We start from the raw sequence: 22,910 nt of genomic DNA, 5'->3' as shown, positions 1-22,910 counted from the left end.
TGGCCGCAAACCGTACGTTACACTGTTGCATTATCGTCTTCAGCGTACCGTCCTCCGCCATGAAATCCTTTTATTTCGCTTGTGTGTTTCTCTTACTATCCGGCTGCGCCAGTGGTCCGCGCCTGGACACCAGCCACCCTTCGGCGAACCACGACAACCGCGTGCAGTTCGTGGTTGTCCACTACACCTCGACCGACCTTGAGCGTTCACTGGCGCTGCTGACCCACGGCCAGGTCAGCGCGCATTACCTGATCGGCGACGACGCCTCTGCCACCATCTACAAGCTGGTGGATGAAAGCCAGCGCGCCTGGCATGCCGGGGAAAGCGAGTGGATGGGACGCACCTGGCTCAATTCCAGCTCAATCGGCATCGAGATCGTAAACCCTGGCTACCGCGATACGCCGACCGGGCGGCTCTGGTACCCCTACTCCGAGGCGCAGGTGAAGTCGCTGGTGGTCTTGCTCAAGGACATCAGCAAGCGCAACGGTATCGACCCCAAGAACATCATTGGTCACAGCGATATCGCCCCGCTGCGCAAGCTGGACCCGGGGCCGCTGTTTCCCTGGAAGCGTCTGGCTGATGAAGGGTTGGGGGTGTGGCCGGATGCACAGGCTGTGGCGCGGTTCCAGGTGCAGTACACCACCGAGCTGCCGAGCATCAGCTGGTTTCAGGAAGAGTTGGCTCTTCTGGGTTACTCGACGCCCCAGACCGGCGAGTTGGATGTCGCCACGCGCCACGTGATCGCGGCGTTCCAGATGCGTTTCCGGCCGTCGCTGTTTGATGGCACACCGGATGCCGAAAGTGCGGCCATCCTGCGCGCGCTAAACCGGCGTTAAAGCGGTAGCGCCATATAGAACTGAGTGCCCTGCCCTGGCCGCGAATATACCCCCATGCGGCCACCGTGCAGTTGCACGATCTCCTTGCACAGCGCCAAGCCCAGGCCGGCGCCGCCTTTCTTGCGACCCACCTGCACGAAAGGTTCGAAGATACGCCCTTGCTGCCCGTAGGCGATGCCTTCGCCGTTGTCCTCGACACTGATAATCACCCGCTCGCCGTGGCGTCGCGCCTGCAGGCGAATCTGCCCGCCGTCTGCGGTATGGCGCAGGGCATTACCCAACAGGTTGTCGAGGACCCGCTCCAACTGTGCCTGGTCGGCATACAGCCTGGGCAGGTCGGATTGAGCTTCCACCAACAGTTCTATGTGCTGTGCATTCGACGTTTCCACGAACCGCGCGCGGGCGTGTTCCAGTAGATCAATGACGTCGCAGGGCCCGAGGGTGAGTTTCTGCAGGCCGTTCTGGTAGCGCGAGAAGTTGAGCAGGTCATTGATCAACTGCATCAGGCGCTGCATCTCTTCGTTGACCGTATCCAGCAGGTCCGCTTCACGTGATTCGGCCGGGAACTTCGCACGCTCGCGAAACAGCCCGAACGCCATATGCATGCCGGTCACGGGGGTGCGCAACTCATGGGACGCGCGCAATACAAACTCACTGCGTACCCGTTCGAAAGCCCGTTGTTCGGTCACGTCGTGCAGCACCATCACGGCGCCGAGAATGTGCCCTTGGGTATGGCTGACGGGCGTGAGGCTGTAGGTCAGCAGGCGCAGTTCGCCTTCGACTTCTACTTCCAGATCCTCCGGTGCCCGCTCCAGGTTGCCGCCGCGCAGCACCAGTTGCAGTTGTTCATCCAGCTCCGGACGCACCAGCGCCTCGCCCAGGCCCTGGCCGAGGCGTTCTTCGTCCCAGCCCAACTGGCGCTGCGCGACGGGGTTGAGATGCTCCAGGCGGCCTTGGCGGTCAATCATCAGCAGACCATCGTCGATGCTGTCGAGTACCGCTTGCAGGCGTTGCTGGCCGGCCAGAAGCTCGTCGATATTGGTCGCCTGATGCTGACGCAGCGCTTCGGCCATGATGCCGAAGCGGCGGGTCAGCTGGTTCATCTCCGCCGCCGCGGAGATCGGCAGCGTCACTTCAAAGTCGCCTTGGCCGATCTTGTCGGCCGCCTTGGCCAAGGCTTCGATCGGGCCGCCAAACCGCCTGGCAATACCATGGGCCGTGACGAACCCGATGATCAGCACCGCAAGCCCCACCAACCCCAGCAGGCCGGCGATCAGCAACGCGCGCGCGCGGGACTTATGTTCGCTGGCGCTGATGTTTTCCAAGGCTTGCTTGTGTTCGGCAATCAGCCCATTGCGCAACACGTTGAAGGTTTCGGTGAGGTTTTCCTTGCTGCCCGGTGGTGGCGACGCTTGCTGGGATTGGTCGAACGCCTCGAGCAGGTTCTGGTATTGGCTGCGTGCCTGGGCGAAGCCGGTGCCACTGCCATCGCGTTGTTCATGGGCGACGCCTTGGTCGAGCAAGTCCAGGTAATGCAGCTTGGAGGTTTGCAGCGCCTTGGCGTCAGGGCGTCGCTGCAACATCATGATCCACTGGTCGCCCAGGCTCTGACGCAGTTTGAGCCCCAGGTCCAAGGTGACAAAGTTGCTGCGGATCAGCGATTCCTGGGTCTTGGCCATTTGCATGACACTGACCAGGCCCAGGATCAACCCCAGCAGGGCGACGGTAATCAGCGCTGAGATACTCAGGAACAACCGAGTGCGCAGTTTCATCGCTAACTTCATAGGGTACAGCTCATAAGTTGTACTGCTTGCGTTTGCGGTACAGGGTCGACGCGTCAATGCCGAGCGTGCGTGCAGCCTGGTCGAGGGTGTCGCTGGTGGCCAGTACGGCGCCGATGTGGGCTTTTTCCAACTCGTCCAGGCTGAGCGCGGCGCCGATACGCGGAGCGTTGTTGGTCGGTTGCTCGGCCATGCCCAGGTGGCTGATTTCGACCTTTTCCTGCGGGCAGATAATGCTCGCGCGCTCAACCACGTTGCGCAGCTCACGGATATTGCCCGGCCAGCGATAGTTGAGCAGTGCCTCGCGCGCCTGGTCGCTGAAGCCCCGTGCCGGGCGCGCGTATTCCTTGACGAAGCGCGCCAGGAAGCGATCGGCCAGTGTCAGGATGTCTTCACTGCGCTCGCGCAGTGGCGGCAGGTGCAAGGTGATGACGTTGAGGCGGTACAGCAAGTCTTCGCGGAAGCGGCCGTCGCGCACCATGTCTTCCAGGTTGAGGTTGGTGGCGGCGAGGATGCGCACATCGGCGCGACGGGTGACCGGGTCGCCGACACGCTCGTATTCCTTGTCCTGGATAAACCGTAGCAACTTAGGCTGCAACGTGAGCGGAAAATCGCCAATTTCATCGAGAAACAGCGTGCCGCCGTCGGCCTGGTTCACCCGGCCCAAGGTGCTCTCGCTGGCACCGGTAAAGGCGCCACGGCTATGACCGAACAGCTCGCTTTCCATCAGTTCGGCCGTTAACGAAGGGCAGTTGATCGTCACGCAGGACTTCTTGGCGCGCTTGCTCCAACCGTGAATCGCCCGCGCCAGTTCGCCTTTACCCGTGCCGGACTCGCCAAGGATCAGGATGTTAGCGTCGGTCCCGGCCACCTGGCGCGCGGTTTCCAGCACCACCATCATCGATGGGCTGTGGGAGTCCAGACCGTCCTTGGGTTGGCGCACTGCACCTTCCAATGCCTCCAGGCGAGCCGAGAGTTGGCGCACTTCCAGTTGCTTGGCGGTGGCCAGGCGCAGTTGATCAGGGCTGCACGGTTTGACCAGGTAGTCGGCGGCGCCAGCCTGGATCGCGTCCACCGCCGTATCGACGGCGGAGTGAGCAGTCACGATCACCACACGCATCCACGGCGCCTGAATGCGCATCTGGGCCAGCACGTCCAGGCCGTTGTCTTCGCCCAGGCGCAGGTCCAAAAAGCACAGGTCGAACACCTGGCGTTGCATCAAGGCATCCGCCTGGGCCGCGCTGTTGGCGGTGGCGACGGTGTAGCCCTCATCTTCCAGGCAATAACGGAAGGTGCGGAGGATCGCGGATTCGTCATCCACTAAAAGAATGCGGCCTTGAAGTTCCTTGGCTGATTCCATCTGTCCCGCGCTCCTTTAACTATGAATGATGGTGTTTAGTCCCGGAATAATCGGGCAAGTTGCATGGTTTATTCTGATTGATTAAAGGCAACCTCGTGCAGCTATCTGCACGCCTTCCTACAAAGTCATGCCTGATGGCCTTTTCACGCCGTCTTGCCACTTCCGCGACGCTATTAACGTTTTCATGACCCCGATCCGATTGCCAGCCATCGTGCATTTCGCACGGCCGCCTGGGAGGGATCGTGCAGGATGCTGCCCGAGTGTTGAATAACGAATATGTAACTCATTGATTTTGTAGGTTTTTATTTTATAAAAAAGCTGGCATGCGCTCTGCAATATCTCTCCCAACGAATAGCCAGAATGCGGGAGAACAGCAGCATGACTCGCCAAAGCCTCAGCCCATTGCGTGTATCGCCACTGCGCTTGCAACAAGGTCTGTTTGCGAGCTTGGCGGTGATGGTCACGCTGATTGCAGGCCAGCAGTTCCAGCACTGGCAGCAGAGCCAGCAGCAAGCCTCCTCATTTGAACGTCCGGCGATAACCCAGACCCATTTCAGTTCCATTGGCAGCCGCTCCGTCGGTAGCGCGTCTGCTGATGTAACCGCCCCGCAATTGCGAGTGGCCGACCAGGATTCCACCCTGGGCCAGTTACCTACCCAAGAGCGTTGGGTGTTCTAGGCAAAAAACGCGGACGCTGATTCAGCGGCCGCAGGCATTACCGCTGTTACCTCTATAGAAGAAGCGTAAGGAGAATCACCATGTTGAGTTGGGCAATCACATTTCTGATCATCGCCATTGTGGCTGCAGTCCTGGGCTTCGGTGGTATCGCGGGCACCGCCACGGGTATCGCCAAGATCCTGTTTGTGGTCTTCCTGGTGATGTTCATCGCATCGTTCTTCTTTGGTCGTCGCGGCCGAGGCTGAATATGACCCCTTTGTCTTTTAAAACCATGGCTGCCGCCCTGCTCTTGGGCGGCAGCGGGCTGGTGATGGCTGCCAACGACGGCCAATCCCGAGCCAATGAATTGCTCAGCGCGGACCCTCAGTACCGCGAGACATGGCAAGGCGTGGTGAAGAAAGAAGAGCGGCTGCCGGAATGGGTGATGAACCTGTCGGGCACGGCCGAGCAAATGAATGCCGTGGAAGAGGATGGCGACAAGTACTTGGTCGGGCCGCTCTGCGAAACCGCAGACACCTGCCTGAACAAGCGCCTGATCGTCGCCTTCAGCCTCGACAAGGAAGACGCCTACGCCATGTTGGTGGAAGTCCCGGCCGGCCTTCCGGCGGACAAATCCCCAACGCGGCACGCCGATTACCGCTTTATCGGTAAGCCGGACGAGGGCATGCGGAAGCTGCTGATGGAGCAGTTGAAGAAAGATCCGAATTGGTACTGAGTTCCGTCTGTGGTTTACGGGGCTCGCATCCATAGAAAGAAGCACCTTTGCTTCCTTCTATTTGCACCGCGCGACAGGTGCGGTGCATGACCAAGGGGCTGGGTTGCTCTGATCAAACGGGATCGGCGTGACCTACGGGTACAGGGAGTGCCTGCGCAAGGGCCGGGTCAGGCGAAAGCTGCGACGCAGGTTCACAAGCCGATGGCTTGCTGAACTTGCGGCGGGCTTGTGATTCTCCTCTGCCGTTTGTGTCGTTCTCCGCTTATGCCGCCTTTAGCCGCAAAATTCCTTTTTGCTCAATCCCAACCATTACTTGGTATGTCGGGATGACCATCTATCGAGAAAGTTTTGTGCAAGGCGCAAGGCATTCTTGACGTGAGCCCGCCGAATTCACTGGCGTCTCAGCCAGTGCCCCAAAGCTGTGCAGAAACTCTGAGCGAGCCAGTATTGGCCGGTTCACGGCATATTCAGCGGACAAAATGTCGCATTTGAACTGACCGATCAGACAGCTATTATCGAAAAAAGTCATGCCGATTCGGCATAGGGTAGGCGTTTACGGCATTAGACGGCGCTCCCTTGCATGGGAATAGTTGCGCCTTTTTTCGCCTGCCAGTAAGCCATTTCGGCCACGCTGCGGTGACCTTCCAGGGAGGCAGATGCACACACTTTTTCGCTTTCGAGCGTTGCAGCTGGCGCATTTGCCTTAAGTTCACTTGAAGTAAGGGTAATGACATGAAGAAGGCAAAGCTAAGCCTCGCCTGGCAGATCCTCATCGGTTTGGTGCTGGGGATTGCAATCGGTGCAGTGCTCAACCATTTCAGTGCTGAAAAGGCCTGGTGGATCAGCAACGTGCTGCAGCCGGCGGGCGATATCTTTATCCGCCTGATCAAGATGATCGTGATCCCGATTGTGATTTCCTCGCTGATCGTCGGCATTGCCGGTGTGGGTGATGCGAAAAAACTGGGTCGCATCGGCGTCAAAACCATCCTTTACTTCGAAATCGTCACCACTATCGCCATCGTGGTCGGCCTGTTGCTGGCCAACCTGTTCCACCCTGGCGCGGGCATCGACATGAGTACCCTGGGGACGGTGGATATCTCCAAGTACCAGGCGACCGCCGCCGAGGTGCAGCATGAGCATGCGTTCATCCAGACCATCCTCAACCTGATCCCATCGAACATTTTTGCCGCTGTTGCCCGTGGCGAAATGTTGCCGATCATCTTCTTCTCCGTACTGTTCGGCCTGGGCCTGTCGAGCCTCAAGCCTGAACTGCGCGAGCCGCTGGTCACCCTGTTCCAGGGCGTGTCCGAGAGCATGTTCAAAGTCACCCACATGATCATGAAGTACGCCCCGATCGGCGTCTTCGCACTGATCGCGGTGACCGTGGCCAACTTCGGCTTCGCCTCGCTGCTGCCGTTGGCCAAGCTGGTGATTCTGGTTTACGTCGCCATCCTGTTCTTCGCCTTTGCCGTACTGGGCCTGATCGCACGCCTGTTTGGCTTCTCGATCCTCAAGCTGATGCGCATCTTCAAGGATGAGTTGGTACTGGCCTACTCCACCGCCAGTTCTGAAACCGTGCTGCCGCGAGTGATCGAGAAGATGGAAAGCTACGGCGCGCCGAAGGCGATCTGCAGCTTTGTGGTACCGACCGGTTACTCGTTCAACCTCGATGGTTCGACCCTGTACCAGAGCATCGCGGCGATCTTTATCGCCCAGCTTTACGGCATCGACCTGTCGATCGGCCAGCAATTGATGCTGGTGCTGACGCTGATGGTCACCTCCAAAGGTATCGCCGGCGTGCCGGGCGTGTCCTTCGTGGTGCTGCTGGCCACCCTGGGCAGCGTGGGCATCCCGCTGGAAGGCCTGGCGTTCATCGCCGGTGTCGATCGCATCATGGACATGGCGCGTACCGCCCTCAACGTGATCGGCAACGCGTTGGCGGTGCTGGTGATCTCCCGTTGGGAAGGCATGTACGACGACGCCAAGGGCGAGCGCTACTGGAATTCACTGCCGCACTGGCGCAGCAAGCAAGCCTTGCCAACGGCCCAAGCCACCCGCAGCTGACAGCACGCTGGCGCTGACACAAACCCCGGAGCATTCCGGGGTTTGTCGTTTCTGCCAGCCCCGCTATCATTCGCCCCATCTTTCGGGGGATTTAACTGATGCTCAATGGCCTATGGCTTGGCTTCTTCGTCGTGGCAATGGTGTCAGCGCTGGCGCAATGGCTGGTAGGCGGTAACGCCGGAATTTTTGCCGCGATGGTGGAAAGCATTTTCGCCATGGCCAAATTGTCGGTGGAAGTGATGGTGCTGCTGTTTGGCACGCTGACGTTGTGGCTGGGCTTTTTGCGCATCGCCGAAAAAGCCGGCATCGTCGATTGGCTGGCCAAGGCCCTCGGCCCGCTGTTCCGCCGCTTGATGCCGGAAGTGCCCGCCGGCCACCCTGCCATCGGCTTGATCACCCTCAACTTCGCCGCCAACGGCCTGGGCCTGGACAACGCCGCCACGCCCATCGGCCTCAAGGCCATGAAGGCGTTGCAGGAACTCAACCCCATTCCCAACACCGCCAGTAACGCGCAAATCCTGTTCCTGGTGCTTAACGCGTCCTCATTGACGCTGCTGCCGGTGACCATCTTCATGTACCGCGCCCAGCAAGGCGCCGCCGACCCCACGCTGGTATTCCTGCCGATCCTGCTGGCCACCAGCGCCTCGACCCTGGTGGGCCTGCTCTCGGTGGCGGTGATGCAGCGCCTGCGACTGTGGGACCCGGTCGTGCTGGCCTACCTGATTCCCGGCGCGTTGATGTTGGGTGGCTTCATGGCACTGCTGGCAACCTTGTCCGCCACGGCGCTGGCCGGTTTGTCGTCGATCCTCGGCAACTTGACGCTGTTTGGCTTGATCATGCTGTTCCTGCTGATCGGTGCCTTGCGCAAGGTGAAGGTCTACGAGGCGTTTGTCGAAGGGGCCAAGGAGGGCTTTGACGTCGCCAGGAATCTGCTGCCGTACTTGGTGGCGATGCTGTGCGCGGTGGGCGTGCTGCGCGCATCCGGCGCGCTGGATTTCGGCCTGGAAGGCATTCGCCATGTGGTGGCCTGGACAGGGATGGACACGCGTTTCGTCGATGCGTTGCCGACCGCCATGGTCAAGCCGTTCTCTGGCAGTGCGGCGCGGGCGATGTTGATCGAAACCATGCAGACCCAAGGCGTTGACAGCTTCCCGGCGCTGGTGGCGGCGACGATCCAAGGCAGTACCGAGACCACTTTTTATGTGTTGGCGGTGTACTTCGGTTCGGTGGGGATCCAGCGGGCGCGGCACGCGGTAGGGTGTGCGTTGCTGGCGGAGTTTGCCGGCGTCGTGGCAGCGATTGCGGTGTGCTATTGGTTTTTTGCTTAAGGCTGGAGATTGCTATCGGGAGCAAGCCCCCTCCCACAGGTTGAATGTGTTCATAGATCAACCCGTGGGAGGGGGCTTGCTCCCGATGAGGCCCTCAGCGTTTCACCGCACCGTTGCCCTGCCCCACGACCCACTCCACTACCTGCTTATTCAGTTGATCCCCCGCTTGCCCAAAAGCCGCCACCACCGCCGGCACCTTGGTATCTCCCACCGGCTGTCGCACTTCAAACCGCCGACTGGCAATAATCCGTTGGTCACTTCCACGCACCAAGCGTGCGTCGAGTCGAATCACCACCTCTACCCTGCTGCGGTATTCACTTTGGAAAGCCTGCAATTGCCCGCCCAGCTCGTAATCGGCTTGCAGATTGGTGTCATCCGTACTCAGCAGCGTCACCCGCCCATCACGCTGGAACCCATCCAGCAAGCGGTTACGTAACAGCACCGGCGCTGGATCGCTCCAGCGTGAGTTCGCATAACTGCTGATCAAATCGCCATTGGGCACCACGGCAATGCGCGGGCTGTCGAGAAACTCGCTGGTCTGCGGCTTGGTCACGCGCAGCGACCAGCTTACCGGCGCGCCTTGTGTGGCGCTTTGTGCGGCGGCCAGGCGGTACACGTCCGAAGGGTCGGCCTTGGGCAGGATCGAGCATGCGCCGATCAGCACCAGGGCCACGGGGGCGATCAGTTGGTAAGCACGCTTCATGGCGTGAACTCCTTGTTCTTGTCGCTGCCCAGCAGGTACCCGCTGGGGTTGGCTTCCAGGCGGCGGGAGATGGCCCGCAACGACCCGAGGGTTTCGCGCAGTTCGCGCACGGCCGGCGCCAGTTCGTTGAGGCCCTGCATGCCACTGTTCACCGAGCTTTTGTTGTCGCTGAGCAGGGTATTGATGGTCGCGGTGCTTTGCTCAAGGGATTTCATTGCCTGTTCGGCGCTGCTGAAGGCTTGCTTGCCCTGATCGTTGAGCAAGCCGTTGGCGTTACGCATCAGCACCGTGGTCTGCTCCAGGGTAGCGCTGGCCTGCTTGCTCACTTGCATCAGTTGCTGCATCACCACCTTGATATCACCGCGCTGCTCGGCAATGGCGCCGGTGGTTTGTTGCAAGTTGTCCAGCGTTCTACTGATGCGGTCGACGTTCTCCGACGACAGCATACGGTTGGCGTTGTGCAGCAGCAGGTTGATGCTGGTCATCAGGTCGTTGCTGTTGTTCAGCAGCCGCGCGATAGGCGACGGCGAAGCGATGATCTGCGGCAGGTTGCCGTCCTTGCCCTTGAGTTCCGGGCTTTGCGGGGTGCCGCCGCTGAGCTGGATAATCGAAGTGCCGGTAATGCCGGTCAGCGCGAGCTTAGCCTGGGTGTCTTCCTTGACCGGCGTCTGCCCGGCCAGGCGAATACGCGCCAGTACGCGGCGTGGGTCCTTGGGGTCCAGGCTCAGGCTGATCACGTCGCCCACCTTGATCCCGCTGTATTGCACCGAACTGCCCTGGGACAGGCCGCTGACCGCCTCGTTGAAAATCACTTCGTAATCCTGAAAGGCGCTGTCGACGCTGGACTTGGCCAGCCACAGGCCAAACAGCATCGCGCCGACGACCACGATCACGCTGAACAGACCGATCATCACATGATGGGCTCGGGTTTCCATGTCATACCTCGTTGAGCGGTTGAGCGGCATCCAATGCCGCGCGGCCCCGGGGGCCGTGGAAATATTCGTGAATCCAGGCGTCGTCGGTTTCCGAGACGACATCGATGGCGTCGGCCACCAGCACTTTTTTCTGTGCCAGCACGGCAACGCGGTCGGTGATGGTGTACAGCGTGTCGAGGTCATGGGTGACCAGAAACACGCTCAGGCCCAGCGCATCACGCAAGGTCAGGATCAGTTGGTCGAATTGCGCCGCGCCAATCGGGTCGAGGCCGGCGGTGGGTTCGTCAAGGAACAGGATGTCCGGGTCCAGCGCCAGCGCCCGGGCCAGTGCCGCGCGCTTGATCATGCCGCCGGACAACGACGCCGGGTACTTGTCGGCGGCCGACAGCGGCAACCCGGCCAGCGCCAGTTTGACCGCGGCCAAGTGCTCCGCGTCGGCACGGCTGAGGCCGGCATGTTCGATCAGCGGCAGCGCGACGTTTTCAGTCACGGTCAGCGAGGAAAACAGCGCGCCCTTCTGGAACAACACGCCAAAGCGCCGTTCCACCAGGGAGCGCTCATGTTCCGGCAGGCTTGGCAGGTTCTTGCCGAACACTCGCACTTCGCCTTCACTGGGCCGGCGCAGGCCGACGATGCTGCGCAGTAACACCGATTTACCGCTGCCGGAACCGCCGACTACCGCGAGGATCTCGCCCTTATACAAATCCAGATCGAGGTTTTCGTGCACGCTCTGGCTGCCAAAGCGATTGCACAGGCCGCGTACCTGGATCACCGCCTCGGTCGGCGCCCGGTGTAAACGACTCACCAACTCATCTCCATGAAAAACAGCGCCGCGACGGCATCCAGCACGATCACCACAAAGATCGACTGCACCACGCTGGAGGTGGTGTGGGCACCGACCGATTCGGCGCTGCCGCTGACCTTGAAGCCTTCCAGGCAACCGATGGCGGCGATCAGGAAAGCAAAGATCGGCGCTTTCACCATGCCCACCAGGAAATGCTGCACGCCAATGTCCGATTGCAACAGCGAGAGGAACATCGCCGGGGAAATATCCAAGGCCACCGCACACACCACGCCACCGCCGATAATCCCCGAGAGCATCGCCAGGAACGTCAACATCGGCAGCGCCACCAACAGCGCCAGCACGCGCGGCAGCACCAGTAACTCCATCGGGTCCAGGCCCAGGGTGCGGATGGCGTCGATTTCTTCGTTGGCCTTCATCGAGCCGATTTGTGCGGTAAACGCACTGGCTGTGCGACCGGCAATCAGGATGGCTGTAAGCAGCACGCCGAATTCGCGCAGGAAGGAGAAGGCCACCAAGTCCACGGTAAAAATCGTCGCGCCGAAGCTCTTGAGCACTGTCGCACCGAGAAATGCCACTACGGCGCCTACCAGAAAGGTCAGCAAGGCCACGATGGGCGCGGCGTCGAGGCCGACTTGTTCCAAGTGCGCAACCATCGGCGTGATACGCCAGCGCTTGGGCCGGAAAATGCCACGCGCGAAAGTCTCGAGGATCAGGCCGATGAAGCCCAGCAACTGCTTGCTGTCCTGCCACACCGTGTCCACCGCCCGGCCGATACGCGCCAGCAGCTGGATGCCGGTGGCTTCTTCGGGGGCTTTTTCGGGAACGCAGAAGTCGTTCAGGGAGCGGTAGACGGTCTTGAGCAGTGCGCGGTCGGCGGCAGACAGGCTGCAATCGGTCTGCTCGGCCGATTGTTCGATGCGGGTTGGCCCCAGCAGCTCCACCAGCAGCGAGGCGCCGGCGGTGTCCAGCGCGCCGAGGCCATTGAGGTCGATGCGCGCGCCGGCGTCGTATTGGCCGTCGAGTTTGTCCGACAGCTTCTTCAGGTTTGCGTAGTGGGCAAGCGTCCAGTCTCCGGTAATCCGCAGTAAAGGAGGAACGGAGGACGTATCGAGTTGGGCTGCGCCGGCCGTGGTGCTACTGGTCATAAGCTCCGAGCTTGTATTGGCTATCCACAATTGCTACGTAATAGCACGATACAGCCTATTTTGGGTTGTCCGTTTGTGCTGCGTCGGTGACTTTAAAACGCAGTACGCCGATCACTTGCCCGTCTTCGGTCAGCACCTGAACCTGCCAGCGGCCCGCTGCGTCGCCCGGGAAATTCTGCTTGTGGGTCCAGGCGCGGTAGCCCTCTTTGCGCCCACCGTGAATATCCAGGGCAATGCGGTCGACTTCTTTGCCGTTGAATTTCCACACGTGGTAGATCCGCTCATCCAGCCCGCGCGGTGCGTTGATCGCGGTATAGGCGTACAGCCCGGCGCTGCGCAATTGTGCGGCGCTGACTTCCTTGAGGTCATCGCCCGGCGTGCGGTCTTGCAGTTGGGTGCTGATGGCCACTTCGGTCAACCACAGCGTGGCCGGGGGAACCCAGCTGCGCAGGAACCAACCCGCGCAACCGATGACGGCCGTCACCCCCAGCAACATCGCCCAGCCTTTGAAGCTGCGCAGTGGCAGGCTCACCGCCAGGCTTGGGATCGACAAGGCCATGGCCACCCCGAGGGCGAGTTTGTAACTCTCGGCGGTGGTCAGGTGCAGGATAATCGGCAGCGCCGTGAGCAACGCGGCGAACAGGGTCAGGGTGTGCAGCGCCAGGAACAGAGAGCGTTTGGGGGCCAGCCACTTGTAGTACAGCGGGTCGATGATTGATACCAGCGCCGCCGCGCCGAGCAGGCCGGTGAAAATCGATTGGCCGCTGTTCCAGGCGGTGGTGATGAAAAAGAACGGCAGCACAAAAAACAGACTTTCCTGGTGGATCATCTGGGTGGCGTAGCGCAGCAGGGGCTCGGGGATTTCCCGCTTGAAGACTTTGGTAAACAGTTGGGTAAAGCTGTTCTCCAGCATCAGCCACAGCCAGCTCACCAGCATGATCACCGCGATCCAGCTGGCCATGCCCTGCTGGCGGTCTACCAGGATGAAGCTGCTCACACCCGAAATGAAACCGCCCAGGGCAATCACCCCTGGGTAGCGCTTCATCAGTTCGAGGATGCGCTGGATGTAGTGGGTCAGGTTCGGCATTCGGCGGTTCGCAGTCTTTTGTAGGAGAAAAACCCAAACAGAATAACGTCTTAACCTGGTGTTCGGTGCCTCATTACGCGATCCGTTTGCGATAAACCCGTATGCCGATCAACACAATGGCGATCAGGCCGAGTGCACCGGCGCCGATCCAACTCAGCATGTCGTAACTGAGCAGGGGTTTTTCCACACGCCAGTAACCTGGCTGCTTGAGCAATTGGCGCATGGCCTGGTTGGCCTGGTCCAGATGGACGGCCTTGATGCGTTTGGCCGGGTCGCTGAAGCGGCCGTTGTCGTAGTCGGCTGCCGCAGCCCAGTAGTAGTCCGCCAATGCGCTGTTGCCCTGCACGGCCCAGGCTTGCCGCGCGATGGCGGCCTGCTGCAGGCGCGCGAAGACGGCCGGATCAAGGCCGTCCTTGAGCAGTTGGGCGGTGAGGTCCTGCATGACATGTTCGGCTGCGGGGAGCTTGTCCCGTTCAAGGTCGGCATTCAGGCTTAGGAAACCGACGTCGCCGAGCACTTCGCGTTCGCTTCGGGGGCCGTAGGACAAACCGTGCTGGAGGCGCAGTTGGCGGTACAGCGCCCAGTCGAGGTAGTCCTTGAGCAGGTCGTAGGTCTCATCATGCTGGTCGTCCAGCACGGGTTCGGGGAACAGCCAGTGCAGTTTTGCGCTGTCGCCGACCCAACCGTGGATTAGCTCGCGGTGGCCGAGCGCGGTGTGCCGGATCTCGGGCAAGGGCCGGTGTTCGGTGGGGTCGACCGGGTCAAGTTCGCCGTAGGTGCGCTCCAGATAGGCCGGCAGCACTTTGTCGAGATCGCCGACGACGATCAGCGTCATGTTATTGGGGGCGTACCAATGCGTGCGCAGCGCCTGCAACTGCTCGCGGGTCAGGTGACCGACTTCGGCGCGCTCGGCGCATTTGAGGCCCAACTCGACCGCCAGCTGATTGCTGGCGGTGTGGCCGAGGTCTTGACGGTCCAGGAGGCGTTGCAGGTGCGAGTAATGGCCGCCGTCTTCGCGCTCAACCACTTTTTTGGCGGCGTCAATGTTGGCGTCGGTCAGTTCGGTGCGGGTGATGATCGCCAGCAATAAGTCGAGCACTTTGCGTTGGTTGTGCGCGGGGGCTTCGATCACGAAGGTGGTGTCGGCATTGCTGGTGTAGGCGTTCCACTCGCCGCCCAGGGCTTGCATGCGCTCTTCGAGGTCGCCTTCGTCCGCGCCGTCAATGCCGCTGAACAACACATGTTCGAGCAGGTGCGGCAGTTCCTTTTCCTCGCAACTGAAGTCATCCAGGCCGACGCCCACCACCAGGCGGATGGCGACATGCCCGCGTTCGGTGCCCGGTTTGAGCAGCAGTTGCAAGCCGTTGGGCAGGGTGTAGCCCTCGACTTGCAAGCGATCAAAGGCAAAGGCGTGGGCAGAACCCATGAGCAGGCAGGCGAATAACAGGCGACGCATAACTGGCTTCCTGGCGAGTGAGGTCAGCTCTAACTGACTTCACGGGCCATCGTACGTTCAGGGCGAATGCGTGATGTCGGCAATATCTTCAGCCGAGAGCGCGCCGGTGTCGGAGGTTTCCAACACTACATACGCACTGCTGCAAAACAACGAGTTCAGGCGTTTCATGTCGGCAATCAGTTCAAGATGCAGGGAACTGGTTTCCAGGCTTTGCACGATCTTGCGTTGCAGGCGGCTGACGTGGGCATGGGCCAGGCGGCGTTCCTGGGCGCGGAAGCGGCGTTTCTCCCGCAGCAACTGACGTGCGCTTTCCGGATCGGCGCTGAGGAACACCGACAGGCCCAGGCGCAGGTTGGCGATCAACTGGCTGTGCAGGTCGGTGAGTTCTTCCAGCCCCACTTCGGAGAACTGGCGGCGCTGTGAGGTCTTTTGCTGCTGGACTTTACGCAGCATGCGTTCGATCAGGTCACCGGCCAGCTTTAGGTTGATCGACAGTTCGATGATCTCGGCCCAGCGCCGACTGTCGTGTTCGCTGAGGTCTTCGCGGGGCATTTGCGCCAGGTAGAGTTTGATTGCGCTGTAGAGCGCTTCGACGTCATCACTGAGGCTGCGCATTTCCTGAGTGATGGCGGTTTGCTTGCCGAGCAGCACTTCCTGCATCGCGCTGAGCATGTTGTCGATCAGATCGCCCAGGCGCAGGGTCTCGCGGGCGGCGTTGGCCAGCGCCAGGCTGGGCGTGGTGAGGGCAGTGGGGTCAAGATGCCGGGGCTTGGCCTTGCCGTTGACCTCTTCACGCTCGGGCAGCAACCACGCGCACAGGCGGGCCATCGGGCCAATTGTCGGCAACAGGATCAGGCAGCGGCTGACGTTGTAGAGCAGATGGAAGGTGATGACCATGCCTTGGGCGCTGTAGTCCAAATCATCCATCCAGCGTACGAGGGGGTCGAGTACCGGGATGATCAAGAGCAAGCCGATCAGTTTGTATAACAGGCTGCCCAAGGCCACTTGGCGACCGGCGGAGTTCTGCATGCTGGTGCTGAGAAATGCCAGTACGCCGCTGCCGATGTTGGCGCCGATCACCAGGCCGATGGCTACGTGCAAACCGATCACACCGGCGCCGGCCAGGGTAGCGGTCAGCAGCACGGCGGCCAGGCTGGAGTAGGAAATCATCGCGAACAAGGCGCCGACCAGGGCGTCGAGCAGGATGTCGCCGGTCAGCGAGGCGAAAATCACCTTGACCCCCTGGGCATGGGTAATCGGCCCGGCGGCTTCAACGATCAATTGCAACGCGAGGATGATCAACCCGAGGCCGATGCCCACCCGCCCGAGCTGCCCGGCCCGCGTCTGTTTGCGCGACAGGAAGAAAATCACCCCGAGAAAAATCAGCAGTGGTGACAACCACGACAAGTCAAAGGTCAACACTCGCGCCATCAACGCGGTACCGACGTCGGCGCCAAGCATGGTCGCCAGGGCAGGCATCAGGCCCATGAGGCCCTGGCCGACAAAAGACGTCACCAGCATTGCCGTGGCGTTGCTGCTCTGCACCATGGCCGTGACGAGGATGCCGGCGATAAACGCCAGCCAGCGCTTGGACATGTTCTGCCCGATGACTTGGCGCAAGTTGGAGCCGTAGACCCGCAGGATGCCGGTACGGACGATATGCGTGCCCCAGATCAGCAGGGTCACGGCGGAAAGCAGATTGAGCAAGGTCAGCATGCTCGGCCCCCCGTGTGGGTGTGCTCCAAAGGAGCAAATGAGAATTGCCGCGTGCCGCTCTACGTCTTGTACTTAAGCTGTAGTTGGCGAATGGGCGCTGCGCCAGCATCGCATAGCTAAAGTGGGGATTGAAACAAAACTGTCATGAAGGCCGATGCCTCACGCTCTGCCTGGGGATGCCGCCAGGGATGCTTCGTGTCCCGAATGCGCAGAAAAAAAGGGGCTTTTAAGCCCCTTTTTCAACAGCGGGTCAAATTTATTGACCCGGAATGTCCTTGCGCAGTTTCACTGGATCCTGCTGCTTCTTCTTTTTCGCGATGGCGGTACGCATTTTGATGTTCACCGCTTCGACCGCCAGCGAGAACGCCATGGCGAAGTAGACGTAGCCTTTTGGCACGTGCACATCGAACGATTCAGCGATCAGCACGGTACCCACCACCAGCAGGAACGACAGCGCCAGCATCTTCAACGACGGGTGTTTATCGATGAATTCGCTGATGGTGCCGGCGGCCAGCATCATCACCAGTACGGCGACGACGATCGCGGCAACCATGACCGGTACGTGGGAAACCATACCCACGGCAGTAATCACCGAGTCCAGGGAGAACACGATGTCGATGATCGCGATCTGGATGATGGTGTAGATGAACTTGCCACCGGCGCCTTTAGGCTCGTCGTGGGTTTCGTCTTCACCTTCCAGCGCGTGGTACATCTCTTGTGAGCTCTTCCACAGCAGGAACAGACCACCGAAGAACAGGATCAGGTCGCGCCCGGAAATGCCTTGGCCAAACACCACAAACAGGTCGGCGGTCAGTCCCATGACCCAGGTGATCGACAGCAGCAACAGAATGCGCGTGACCATGGCCAGTGCCAGGCCGAAGATCCGGGTGCGCGCCTGCATATGCTTGGGCATGCGGCTGACCAGGATCGAAATCATGATGATGTTATCGATGCCCAGGACGATCTCGAGAGCCGTCAGGGTGAAGAAGGCAATCCAGATTTCCGGATTGGTCAGCCATTCCATGTGTATTCCTTTGAGCGTGTGTTAGACCGCACCGGCGTAGGGCCGGCGCAGTTGGGTTGTACGATTATAGAGTGCTGAACAGCGGAAAAATCCCCATCAGCAATGCGGCGAACATTATGCACAGGCATACCAGTACTGCCCACTTCAAGGTGAAGCGCTGGTGATCGCCAAATTCGATACCGGCCAGGGCCACCAGCAGATAGGTCGACGGTACCAGCGGGCTGAGCAAGTGCACAGGCTGGCCAACGATGGAGGCGCGGGCCATTTCTACAGCGGTGATACCGTAGTGGCTGGCGGCCTCGGCGAGCACCGGCAACACACCGTAGTAGAACGCGTCGTTGGACATGAAGAAGGTGAACGGCATGCTCACCAGCGCTGTGATCACCGCGAGGTACGGGCCCAGGGCTTCAGGGATGACCGCCAGCAGGCTCTTGGACATGGCATCGACCATGCCGGTGCCCGACAAAATGCCGGTGAAGATACCGGCGGCGAAGATCAGCCCCACCACCGCCAAAACGCTGCCGGCATGGGCGGCGACGCGGTCTTTCTGCTGTTGCAGGCATGGGTAGTTGACGATCATCGCGATACTGAACGCCACCATGAACAGCACCGGCAGCGGCAACAGGCCGGCGATCAGGGTGCACATCAGGGCGAGGGTCAGGGCGCCGTTGAACCAGATCAGCTTCGGACGGCGCGCGTCAGGGAATTGCGACACGCTGATTTCGCTGTGATCGATCTCGTCGCCCTGCAGGTGCAACTCACCCAGACGCGCCCGTTCACGTTTGCCGTACATATAGGCGATCACCAGGATTGCCACGACGCCCGCGGCCATGGCCGGGATCATCGGTACGAAAATATCCGAAGGGTCCACATGCAGCGCACTGGCGGCACGGGCGGTCGGGCCGCCCCAGGGGGTCATGTTCATCACGCCACCGGCGAGAATGATCAGGCCGGCCATGATTCGCGTGCTCATGCCGATGCGCTGATACAGCGGCAACATGGCGGCTACGCAGATCATGTAGGTGGTGGCGCCGTCACCGTCGAGGGACACCACCAGGGCCAGTACGGCGGTACCGACCGATACCTTCAGCGGGTCGCCCTTGACCATCTTGAGGATCTTGCGCACGGCCGGGTCGAACAGGCCGGAGTCGATCATCAGGGCAAAGTAGAGGATGGCGAACATCAGCATCACGCCGGTTGGCGCGAGCTTGGTGATGCCTTCGAGCATCATCGGGCCGATCTTCGGCGCGAAACCACCGAACAGCGCGAACAGGATCGGCACGATGATCAGGGCGATCAGCGCGGACAGGCGCTTGGTCATGATCAGGAACATGAACGTGATGACCATGGCGAAGCCAAGGAAAGTCAGCATAGGAGTACTCCAGGCGTAGTGCGGCTAGGGAATGGCGAACCGGTTCAGGTTCAGCGCAGAACGAAAGGCTCTAGACGTACGGGTGGAGTCGGGGCGAGCAGGCGGTTACGGGCGGACATCGGGAATCACCATTGTTGTTGTTAACAGCCGGTCTTGTTGCCGACAGTGGGGGTGATCCTAGACGCGAAAGCTTTCAGCCAGCTTTCGCTGGCCAAACAGGTGAGGGGAGGCGGATGCACGGTCTACAGGAATACATCGGTCAAATGTGGGGGCAAGCACCCTCCCACATTTGGAGTGTATCTATCTCGGGTATTTCAGGGCAGTTCGAGGCCGCCGGCCGCTTTGTGCAGCGACCGCAGGTGTTCACCGAGCTGCCTGAGGTTGGCCTCGCACGCGGCAATCTCGGCGGCGCGGGAAGGGTCCAGCAGCGCCCTCACCTCTTTATCCAGCTCGCCGGTCAGCGATTGCAGCTGCTTCTGGCGTTCGGCGCTTTCCGATTCCAGGCGCTTGGCTTCCGATGGCTGCGGCAGGCCATAGCCGCCGCTGCCCAGCAATTCCGCTGGGCGGCTGAGAAAGCCGCTGTTGGCGAGGATCTGTTGCAGGGTGGCATTGGCCTTCTCCATGCCGCCGTTTTTCAGCTCGCGGGCGCCGAGGTAGCGTTGTTTGACTTCGTCCTGGGCCAGCATCAACTGTTTACGAAAGCTGGCTTGTTCCAGCAGCAGCAACGCGGCGCTGGTGCGCAGGTCTGCCTGGTCGAACCATTGGCGGCGTTGCGCCGCGCTCAAGGCTAACCAGTCTTCAACCTGGGCCTGTTCGATCGGCAAATGCTTGCGCAGTACTTCGAACATCGCCTGGTAGCGCTCGCGGAAGGAGTCGAAGTGATAACCCAGGCGCAGCGCTTCACGTTTGTCATTCAGCACGCTGGTATCGGCCAGGCCACGGGCTTGCAGGACTTCGAGCAGGCCGTTGGGGGTGATGTTGTCCAAGCCGGTCAGTTGCGGATTGGCGCTGCCGCTGCGTAACAGTTTCAGGCTTTCGACCGCGCAGTTGTTGGACAGGAAGTAGTAATTACCGTCGTAGCTCCAGTGCATTTCGGCGGCGTGCTCGACGGTGTCGGTGATTTCCTGGCGCGACAGTTTCAGCGGTACGGAGGCCAGGCCGCGCAGTTCAGTCTTGGTGTATTCGTCGATCACCTGGGCCAACGGCAACACGAACAGGCGTGACGGGTACTTGCCCACCAGGCCGTCCCAACTCGACAGTTGTACGTCACCGACAAATGCGCGGTAGGACAATACCAAATGCTGGTCCAGGTCGAGCCGGCAATCCGGCCCGCGCGGGCGGCCTGGGGCGCAGATCACCAGGCGCAACATGCTGTGGCCCCAGCGGCTGACCAGATTCTGGTTGGCTTCGGCCAGCAGGTAGTCGATCTCGTAGACCCGCTCCGGGTCCACGTGGCCCAGCGGTGTCTTGGCGAAATCGTTGCCGGCATTGAGGAATGGGTAGGCCTTGGCGCAGGCGTCCTGCGTCGGCGGGGCCCAGCCGAAGTGCTGCTGGTAATAGCGGAACAGCGCCGGACGCCGACAGGCGTAGCTCGCGTCGAGGAGGAAGTACTCCATGTTGACCGCGACGAACTCCAGCGGGCTGGTGGTTTCGTAGATATCCGGGCTGCGCACGACCTGGCGGTTGTGCTGCTCGCGCTCGCCGCGACGGCCGACATATTGTGGCCAGCCCGCGAGGTCCAGCAGGCGCGGGTCATCGCTGAGGGTAAAGCGGCGGTCGTTCTGGCCACGGCATTGATCGGGCAGGCCAATCAGGCCGGTGATGTTGTTTTGTCGAGCGCAACGCTGGATCAGTCTGCGTTCGTCGGGAGACCACAGGCGCGCACGGTCATAGATGTGGGTCAGTTCATGCAGCACGGTGGCGAGCATTTCCCGGCGCACGGTGCCGTGGGGGCGATTGGTCTTCTGGGTGGCGGCGCTGCCATCGGTCAAGCTGTCGAGCAGGTTGCGGTTCAGGTCCAGTTCGGACACCAGCGAAGCCTGGCCGTAGGCGTTTTCGGGCATTTTGTCGGTCCAGCCGACATCGATACGGCGGTCCAACTGCTCGACAAAGCGCGGCGGCAATGAGCGCATCGCTTCATCGAGCAATGCCTGGCTGGCCTGTTGTTGGGCCGGGCTCAAGCCTTCTGTCTTGAGCCGCAGTTGCAGGCTGGCCTGGGCTGCGCCGGCACACAGCAGCACAATCCCGGCCAGGAGCCAGGCGACAAGGCGCCTCACAGAGCGAGAATAGCTTCGGCGAGGGTCTGGTCACTGGCGTCACGGGCTTCCGGCAGGCGGGTGCGCAAGGTGTCAAAGGCGGCTTCCAACTGAGCGCCACGGATTTCACCATTGCTGGCGACGAAGCTGGCCGCATCATCGTGAGCTTCACGCACGACTTTGGAATCGCGGATGGACGTGGTGGTGTCCGAGGTGAAATCAATGGTGCGGCCAGACGCGCGAACAATGATGTTACTGGTGGCCACCAGGGTCTGCGCCTGGGCAACGTCGGCCAACAACAGCAGGCCGAGGGCGGCGGCGATCAGCGGGCTACGCATGGAATTACTCCAGTTACAAAGAGGGAAATACAGAGATGGTTATTGGACGAGAATTGCCTGCGCCAGTTCAAGGTCGCTGACATGAAGTTTTGGTTGGGTTCGGCGCAGGTAATCCAGCGCCGACTCCAGCCGTGCTCCTCGCCATTGGCCGTCGGTAGCAATGAATGCGGCAGCGTCATCCCTTGCGGCAACGATTACTTTTTTGTCGAAGGGCGCGGAGGTCACCTTGCTGGTGGCATACGCGCTCGCGACGGTGCTCTGGAGGGTCACGTCAAAGGCCGAAACCCAAGGTGACCAGCAGGCAGAAAACAACACAGGGACAATGAACAGTCGGTATGAAAAAGCCATGGGACTCGACAACTGAAAACGAGCGCCAAGGCTAGCGCAATGCCCGGGCGAGAGCCAGCGCCAAGGCATTCGGGAGCCGTTGGCGCTCCCTTTTACGCGCTGGGGCTCAGATGGCCAGAATGGCCTGGGCCAATTGTGCGTCGGTCGCGGTGTTCAGTTGTGGCGCTTGTTGACGGATTTGCGCAAGGGCGCTTTCCAGCTTCACGCCACGAATGGCGCCTTCACTGGCGACAAAGCTGGCCGCGTCGTCACGCGCGGCGCGCACGACTTTGTTGTCACGCAGGGAGGAAGTCGCATCGGAAGTGGCGTCGGACGTAGCCTTCAGTGCGCCGACGATGGAATCGGTGGTCACGATGAAGCTGGTCGCGTTGGCATTGAAAGCCAGGGCCAACAAGGCAGCAGCGCTGAGCAGGCGAAGAACGGGCATGGGGTGACTCCTATAGATGAGCAGTGAAGGTGGCGCAAAGGCTCGCCACGTGCTGGTTGGATATTAGGCTGTGGTTTATCGGTTCGGATAGGTTGTTATGCAGCCTTAATAACTGTACCTATGGTATTTAATAGGCATATAACTGTACCTGTTGCGCTGATTTATTGGCTCGAAATTGCACGCGCCGAGAACAACAAAGCCCGCCTCCGGTTACCCGGGGCGGGCTTTGTTTTGACAAATCAGTGCTGGCAGTGGACCCGGTGGGTCAGGGCCAGCGGGCGCCAATTAGCGCCAGAACGGCTTGCTCAGCTCTTCGTAGCGTTGAGCTTCGCTGATACCGGCGTCAGCCAGCAGACGCGAATCCAGGCGAGCCAACTGATGGCGGCTGGAGATGCGGCGCTGCCACAGCATCAGGTTGGCAAGAACGCGCAGAGGCAGGGAAGCCTGGGTGTTTACAGCTTTATCTTCGAAGAACAGTTCGGAACTGAGTGTACGTTCCATGATGACATCCTTCCGCTTGTGGCGGGATTAGGTAGT

General features: G+C 60.6%; 22 protein-coding genes. 6 read left to right on the top strand and 16 right to left on the bottom strand.

All coding sequences use genetic code 11. The features are described 5' to 3' along the window. Positions 1–59: 59 nt before the first annotated feature. Positions 60–836: an N-acetylmuramoyl-L-alanine amidase gene (locus tag AB4N98_RS12105; RefSeq protein ID WP_217855586.1), complete on the top strand. Its 777-nt coding sequence runs from the start codon at positions 60–62 to the stop codon at positions 834–836. On the opposite strand, the gene AB4N98_RS12100 is transcribed toward AB4N98_RS12105, so the two are convergent. Then, positions 833–2,620, bottom strand: coding sequence for an ATP-binding protein (locus AB4N98_RS12100; protein WP_017528755.1), 1,788 nt, complete (start codon positions 2,618–2,620; stop codon positions 833–835). The two genes, AB4N98_RS12105 and AB4N98_RS12100, sit on opposite strands and share 4 nt — an antisense overlap. 10 nt (positions 2,621–2,630) lie before the next feature. Beyond that, positions 2,631–3,977, bottom strand: a complete 1,347-nt coding sequence (gene algB, locus AB4N98_RS12095) for a sigma-54-dependent response regulator transcription factor AlgB (RefSeq protein ID WP_017528756.1) — start codon at positions 3,975–3,977, stop codon at positions 2,631–2,633. A gap of 378 nt (positions 3,978–4,355) precedes the next feature. Here algB and AB4N98_RS12090 point away from each other — a divergent pair, with 378 nt between their 5' ends. The 5 genes from AB4N98_RS12090 to AB4N98_RS12070 all read left to right on the top strand — a co-directional run bounded on the left by AB4N98_RS12090 (position 4,356) and on the right by AB4N98_RS12070 (position 8,762). Further along, positions 4,356–4,655, top strand: coding sequence for a hypothetical protein (locus tag AB4N98_RS12090; RefSeq protein ID WP_026067330.1), 300 nt, complete (start codon positions 4,356–4,358; stop codon positions 4,653–4,655). Positions 4,656–4,735: 80 nt separating this feature from the next. After that, positions 4,736–4,900: a DUF1328 domain-containing protein gene (locus AB4N98_RS12085; protein ID WP_003170804.1), complete on the top strand. Its 165-nt coding sequence runs from the start codon at positions 4,736–4,738 to the stop codon at positions 4,898–4,900. Positions 4,901–4,902: 2 nt separating this feature from the next. Then, positions 4,903–5,370, top strand: a complete 468-nt coding sequence (locus AB4N98_RS12080) for an inhibitor of vertebrate lysozyme family protein (protein WP_017528758.1) — start codon at positions 4,903–4,905, stop codon at positions 5,368–5,370. A 732-nt stretch (positions 5,371–6,102) separates the two neighbouring features. After that, positions 6,103–7,434, top strand: a complete 1,332-nt coding sequence (gene gltP / locus AB4N98_RS12075) for a glutamate/aspartate:proton symporter GltP (protein WP_017530591.1) — start codon at positions 6,103–6,105, stop codon at positions 7,432–7,434. A 98-nt stretch (positions 7,435–7,532) separates the two neighbouring features. Next, on the top strand, positions 7,533–8,762 hold the full coding sequence (locus tag AB4N98_RS12070; RefSeq protein ID WP_017530592.1) for a nucleoside recognition domain-containing protein: 1,230 nt from the start codon (positions 7,533–7,535) through the stop codon (positions 8,760–8,762). Between the two features lie 94 nt (positions 8,763–8,856). On the opposite strand, the gene AB4N98_RS12065 is transcribed toward AB4N98_RS12070, so the two are convergent. From AB4N98_RS12065 to AB4N98_RS12000, 14 genes are all read right to left on the bottom strand, one after another. Continuing rightward, positions 8,857–9,465, bottom strand: coding sequence for an ABC-type transport auxiliary lipoprotein family protein (locus AB4N98_RS12065; RefSeq protein ID WP_065879178.1), 609 nt, complete (start codon positions 9,463–9,465; stop codon positions 8,857–8,859). Further along, positions 9,462–10,400, bottom strand: a complete 939-nt coding sequence (locus AB4N98_RS12060) for an MlaD family protein (RefSeq protein ID WP_017530594.1) — start codon at positions 10,398–10,400, stop codon at positions 9,462–9,464. Before AB4N98_RS12060 ends, AB4N98_RS12065 begins: the two co-directional genes overlap by 4 nt. Position 10,401: 1 nt before the next feature. Continuing rightward, complete coding sequence (locus AB4N98_RS12055; protein ID WP_017530595.1) at positions 10,402–11,205, bottom strand: ABC transporter ATP-binding protein; 804 nt, start codon at positions 11,203–11,205, stop codon at positions 10,402–10,404. Beyond that, positions 11,202–12,350 carry an ABC transporter permease gene (locus tag AB4N98_RS12050; protein WP_065879177.1) on the bottom strand — a complete coding sequence of 383 codons (1,149 nt, stop codon included), beginning with the start codon at positions 12,348–12,350 and terminating at the stop codon, positions 11,202–11,204. Before AB4N98_RS12050 ends, AB4N98_RS12055 begins: the two co-directional genes overlap by 4 nt. Before the next feature lie 55 nt (positions 12,351–12,405). Continuing rightward, entirely contained in the window at positions 12,406–13,437 is a 1,032-nt protein-coding gene (locus AB4N98_RS12045; RefSeq protein WP_017530597.1) for a DUF5924 family protein, read from the bottom strand. A 73-nt stretch (positions 13,438–13,510) separates the two neighbouring features. Continuing rightward, positions 13,511–14,893 carry a M16 family metallopeptidase gene (locus tag AB4N98_RS12040; protein WP_460149466.1) on the bottom strand — a complete coding sequence of 461 codons (1,383 nt, stop codon included), beginning with the start codon at positions 14,891–14,893 and terminating at the stop codon, positions 13,511–13,513. A gap of 57 nt (positions 14,894–14,950) precedes the next feature. Next, the gene (locus AB4N98_RS12035) at positions 14,951–16,609 is read right to left on the bottom strand and encodes a Na/Pi cotransporter family protein (RefSeq protein ID WP_017530599.1); all 1,659 of its coding nucleotides are present in this window, start codon (positions 16,607–16,609) and stop codon (positions 14,951–14,953) included. Between the two features lie 256 nt (positions 16,610–16,865). After that, positions 16,866–17,633 carry a TerC family protein gene (locus AB4N98_RS12030; protein ID WP_460149465.1) on the bottom strand — a complete coding sequence of 256 codons (768 nt, stop codon included), beginning with the start codon at positions 17,631–17,633 and terminating at the stop codon, positions 16,866–16,868. Positions 17,634–17,697: 64 nt separating this feature from the next. Continuing rightward, positions 17,698–19,005, bottom strand: coding sequence for a CitMHS family transporter (locus AB4N98_RS12025; protein WP_460149464.1), 1,308 nt, complete (start codon positions 19,003–19,005; stop codon positions 17,698–17,700). Between the two features lie 314 nt (positions 19,006–19,319). Then, a complete protein-coding gene (locus AB4N98_RS12020) occupies positions 19,320–21,281 on the bottom strand; it encodes a DUF7844 domain-containing protein (protein ID WP_017530602.1) in 1,962 nt (653 codons plus the stop codon). Beyond that, positions 21,278–21,598 (bottom strand): DUF2388 domain-containing protein, encoded by a 321-nt coding sequence (locus AB4N98_RS12015; protein WP_065879175.1) that lies wholly within the window; start codon positions 21,596–21,598, stop codon positions 21,278–21,280. Before AB4N98_RS12015 ends, AB4N98_RS12020 begins: the two co-directional genes overlap by 4 nt. A gap of 39 nt (positions 21,599–21,637) precedes the next feature. Continuing rightward, the gene (locus tag AB4N98_RS12010) at positions 21,638–21,946 is read right to left on the bottom strand and encodes a DUF2388 domain-containing protein (protein ID WP_065879174.1); all 309 of its coding nucleotides are present in this window, start codon (positions 21,944–21,946) and stop codon (positions 21,638–21,640) included. A gap of 106 nt (positions 21,947–22,052) precedes the next feature. After that, positions 22,053–22,373: a DUF2388 domain-containing protein gene (locus tag AB4N98_RS12005; protein ID WP_017530605.1), complete on the bottom strand. Its 321-nt coding sequence runs from the start codon at positions 22,371–22,373 to the stop codon at positions 22,053–22,055. Between the two features lie 285 nt (positions 22,374–22,658). Further along, complete coding sequence (locus AB4N98_RS12000; RefSeq protein ID WP_008081135.1) at positions 22,659–22,874, bottom strand: DUF1127 domain-containing protein; 216 nt, start codon at positions 22,872–22,874, stop codon at positions 22,659–22,661. Positions 22,875–22,910 lie beyond the last annotated feature (36 nt).

It is taken from the genome of Pseudomonas sp. S3_E10 (assembly GCF_054667615.1).
This window is presented reverse-complemented; position numbering and strand designations above follow the sequence as displayed.

Bases quoted from the DNA above. Each gene is read 5' to 3' on its own strand.
- AB4N98_RS12105 (WP_217855586.1), top strand. From the start codon at position 60: ATGAAATCCTTTTATTTCGCTTGTGTGTTTCTCTTACTATCCGGCTGC.
- AB4N98_RS12100 (WP_017528755.1), bottom strand. From the start codon at position 2,620: ATGAAGTTAGCGATGAAACTGCGCACTCGGTTGTTCCTGAGTATCTCA.
- algB (WP_017528756.1), bottom strand. From the start codon at position 3,977: ATGGAATCAGCCAAGGAACTTCAAGGCCGCATTCTTTTAGTGGATGAC.
- AB4N98_RS12090 (WP_026067330.1), top strand. From the start codon at position 4,356: ATGACTCGCCAAAGCCTCAGCCCATTGCGTGTATCGCCACTGCGCTTG.
- AB4N98_RS12085 (WP_003170804.1), top strand. From the start codon at position 4,736: ATGTTGAGTTGGGCAATCACATTTCTGATCATCGCCATTGTGGCTGCA.
- AB4N98_RS12080 (WP_017528758.1), top strand. From the start codon at position 4,903: ATGACCCCTTTGTCTTTTAAAACCATGGCTGCCGCCCTGCTCTTGGGC.
- gltP (WP_017530591.1), top strand. From the start codon at position 6,103: ATGAAGAAGGCAAAGCTAAGCCTCGCCTGGCAGATCCTCATCGGTTTG.
- AB4N98_RS12070 (WP_017530592.1), top strand. From the start codon at position 7,533: ATGCTCAATGGCCTATGGCTTGGCTTCTTCGTCGTGGCAATGGTGTCA.
- AB4N98_RS12065 (WP_065879178.1), bottom strand. From the start codon at position 9,465: ATGAAGCGTGCTTACCAACTGATCGCCCCCGTGGCCCTGGTGCTGATC.
- AB4N98_RS12060 (WP_017530594.1), bottom strand. From the start codon at position 10,400: ATGGAAACCCGAGCCCATCATGTGATGATCGGTCTGTTCAGCGTGATC.
- AB4N98_RS12050 (WP_065879177.1), bottom strand. From the start codon at position 12,350: ATGACCAGTAGCACCACGGCCGGCGCAGCCCAACTCGATACGTCCTCC.
- AB4N98_RS12045 (WP_017530597.1), bottom strand. From the start codon at position 13,437: ATGCCGAACCTGACCCACTACATCCAGCGCATCCTCGAACTGATGAAG.
- AB4N98_RS12040 (WP_460149466.1), bottom strand. From the start codon at position 14,893: ATGCGTCGCCTGTTATTCGCCTGCCTGCTCATGGGTTCTGCCCACGCC.
- AB4N98_RS12035 (WP_017530599.1), bottom strand. From the start codon at position 16,609: ATGCTGACCTTGCTCAATCTGCTTTCCGCCGTGACCCTGCTGATCTGG.
- AB4N98_RS12030 (WP_460149465.1), bottom strand. From the start codon at position 17,633: ATGGAATGGCTGACCAATCCGGAAATCTGGATTGCCTTCTTCACCCTG.
- AB4N98_RS12025 (WP_460149464.1), bottom strand. From the start codon at position 19,005: ATGCTGACTTTCCTTGGCTTCGCCATGGTCATCACGTTCATGTTCCTG.
- AB4N98_RS12015 (WP_065879175.1), bottom strand. From the start codon at position 21,598: ATGCGTAGCCCGCTGATCGCCGCCGCCCTCGGCCTGCTGTTGTTGGCC.
- AB4N98_RS12010 (WP_065879174.1), bottom strand. From the start codon at position 21,946: ATGGCTTTTTCATACCGACTGTTCATTGTCCCTGTGTTGTTTTCTGCC.
- AB4N98_RS12005 (WP_017530605.1), bottom strand. From the start codon at position 22,373: ATGCCCGTTCTTCGCCTGCTCAGCGCTGCTGCCTTGTTGGCCCTGGCT.
- AB4N98_RS12000 (WP_008081135.1), bottom strand. From the start codon at position 22,874: ATGGAACGTACACTCAGTTCCGAACTGTTCTTCGAAGATAAAGCTGTA.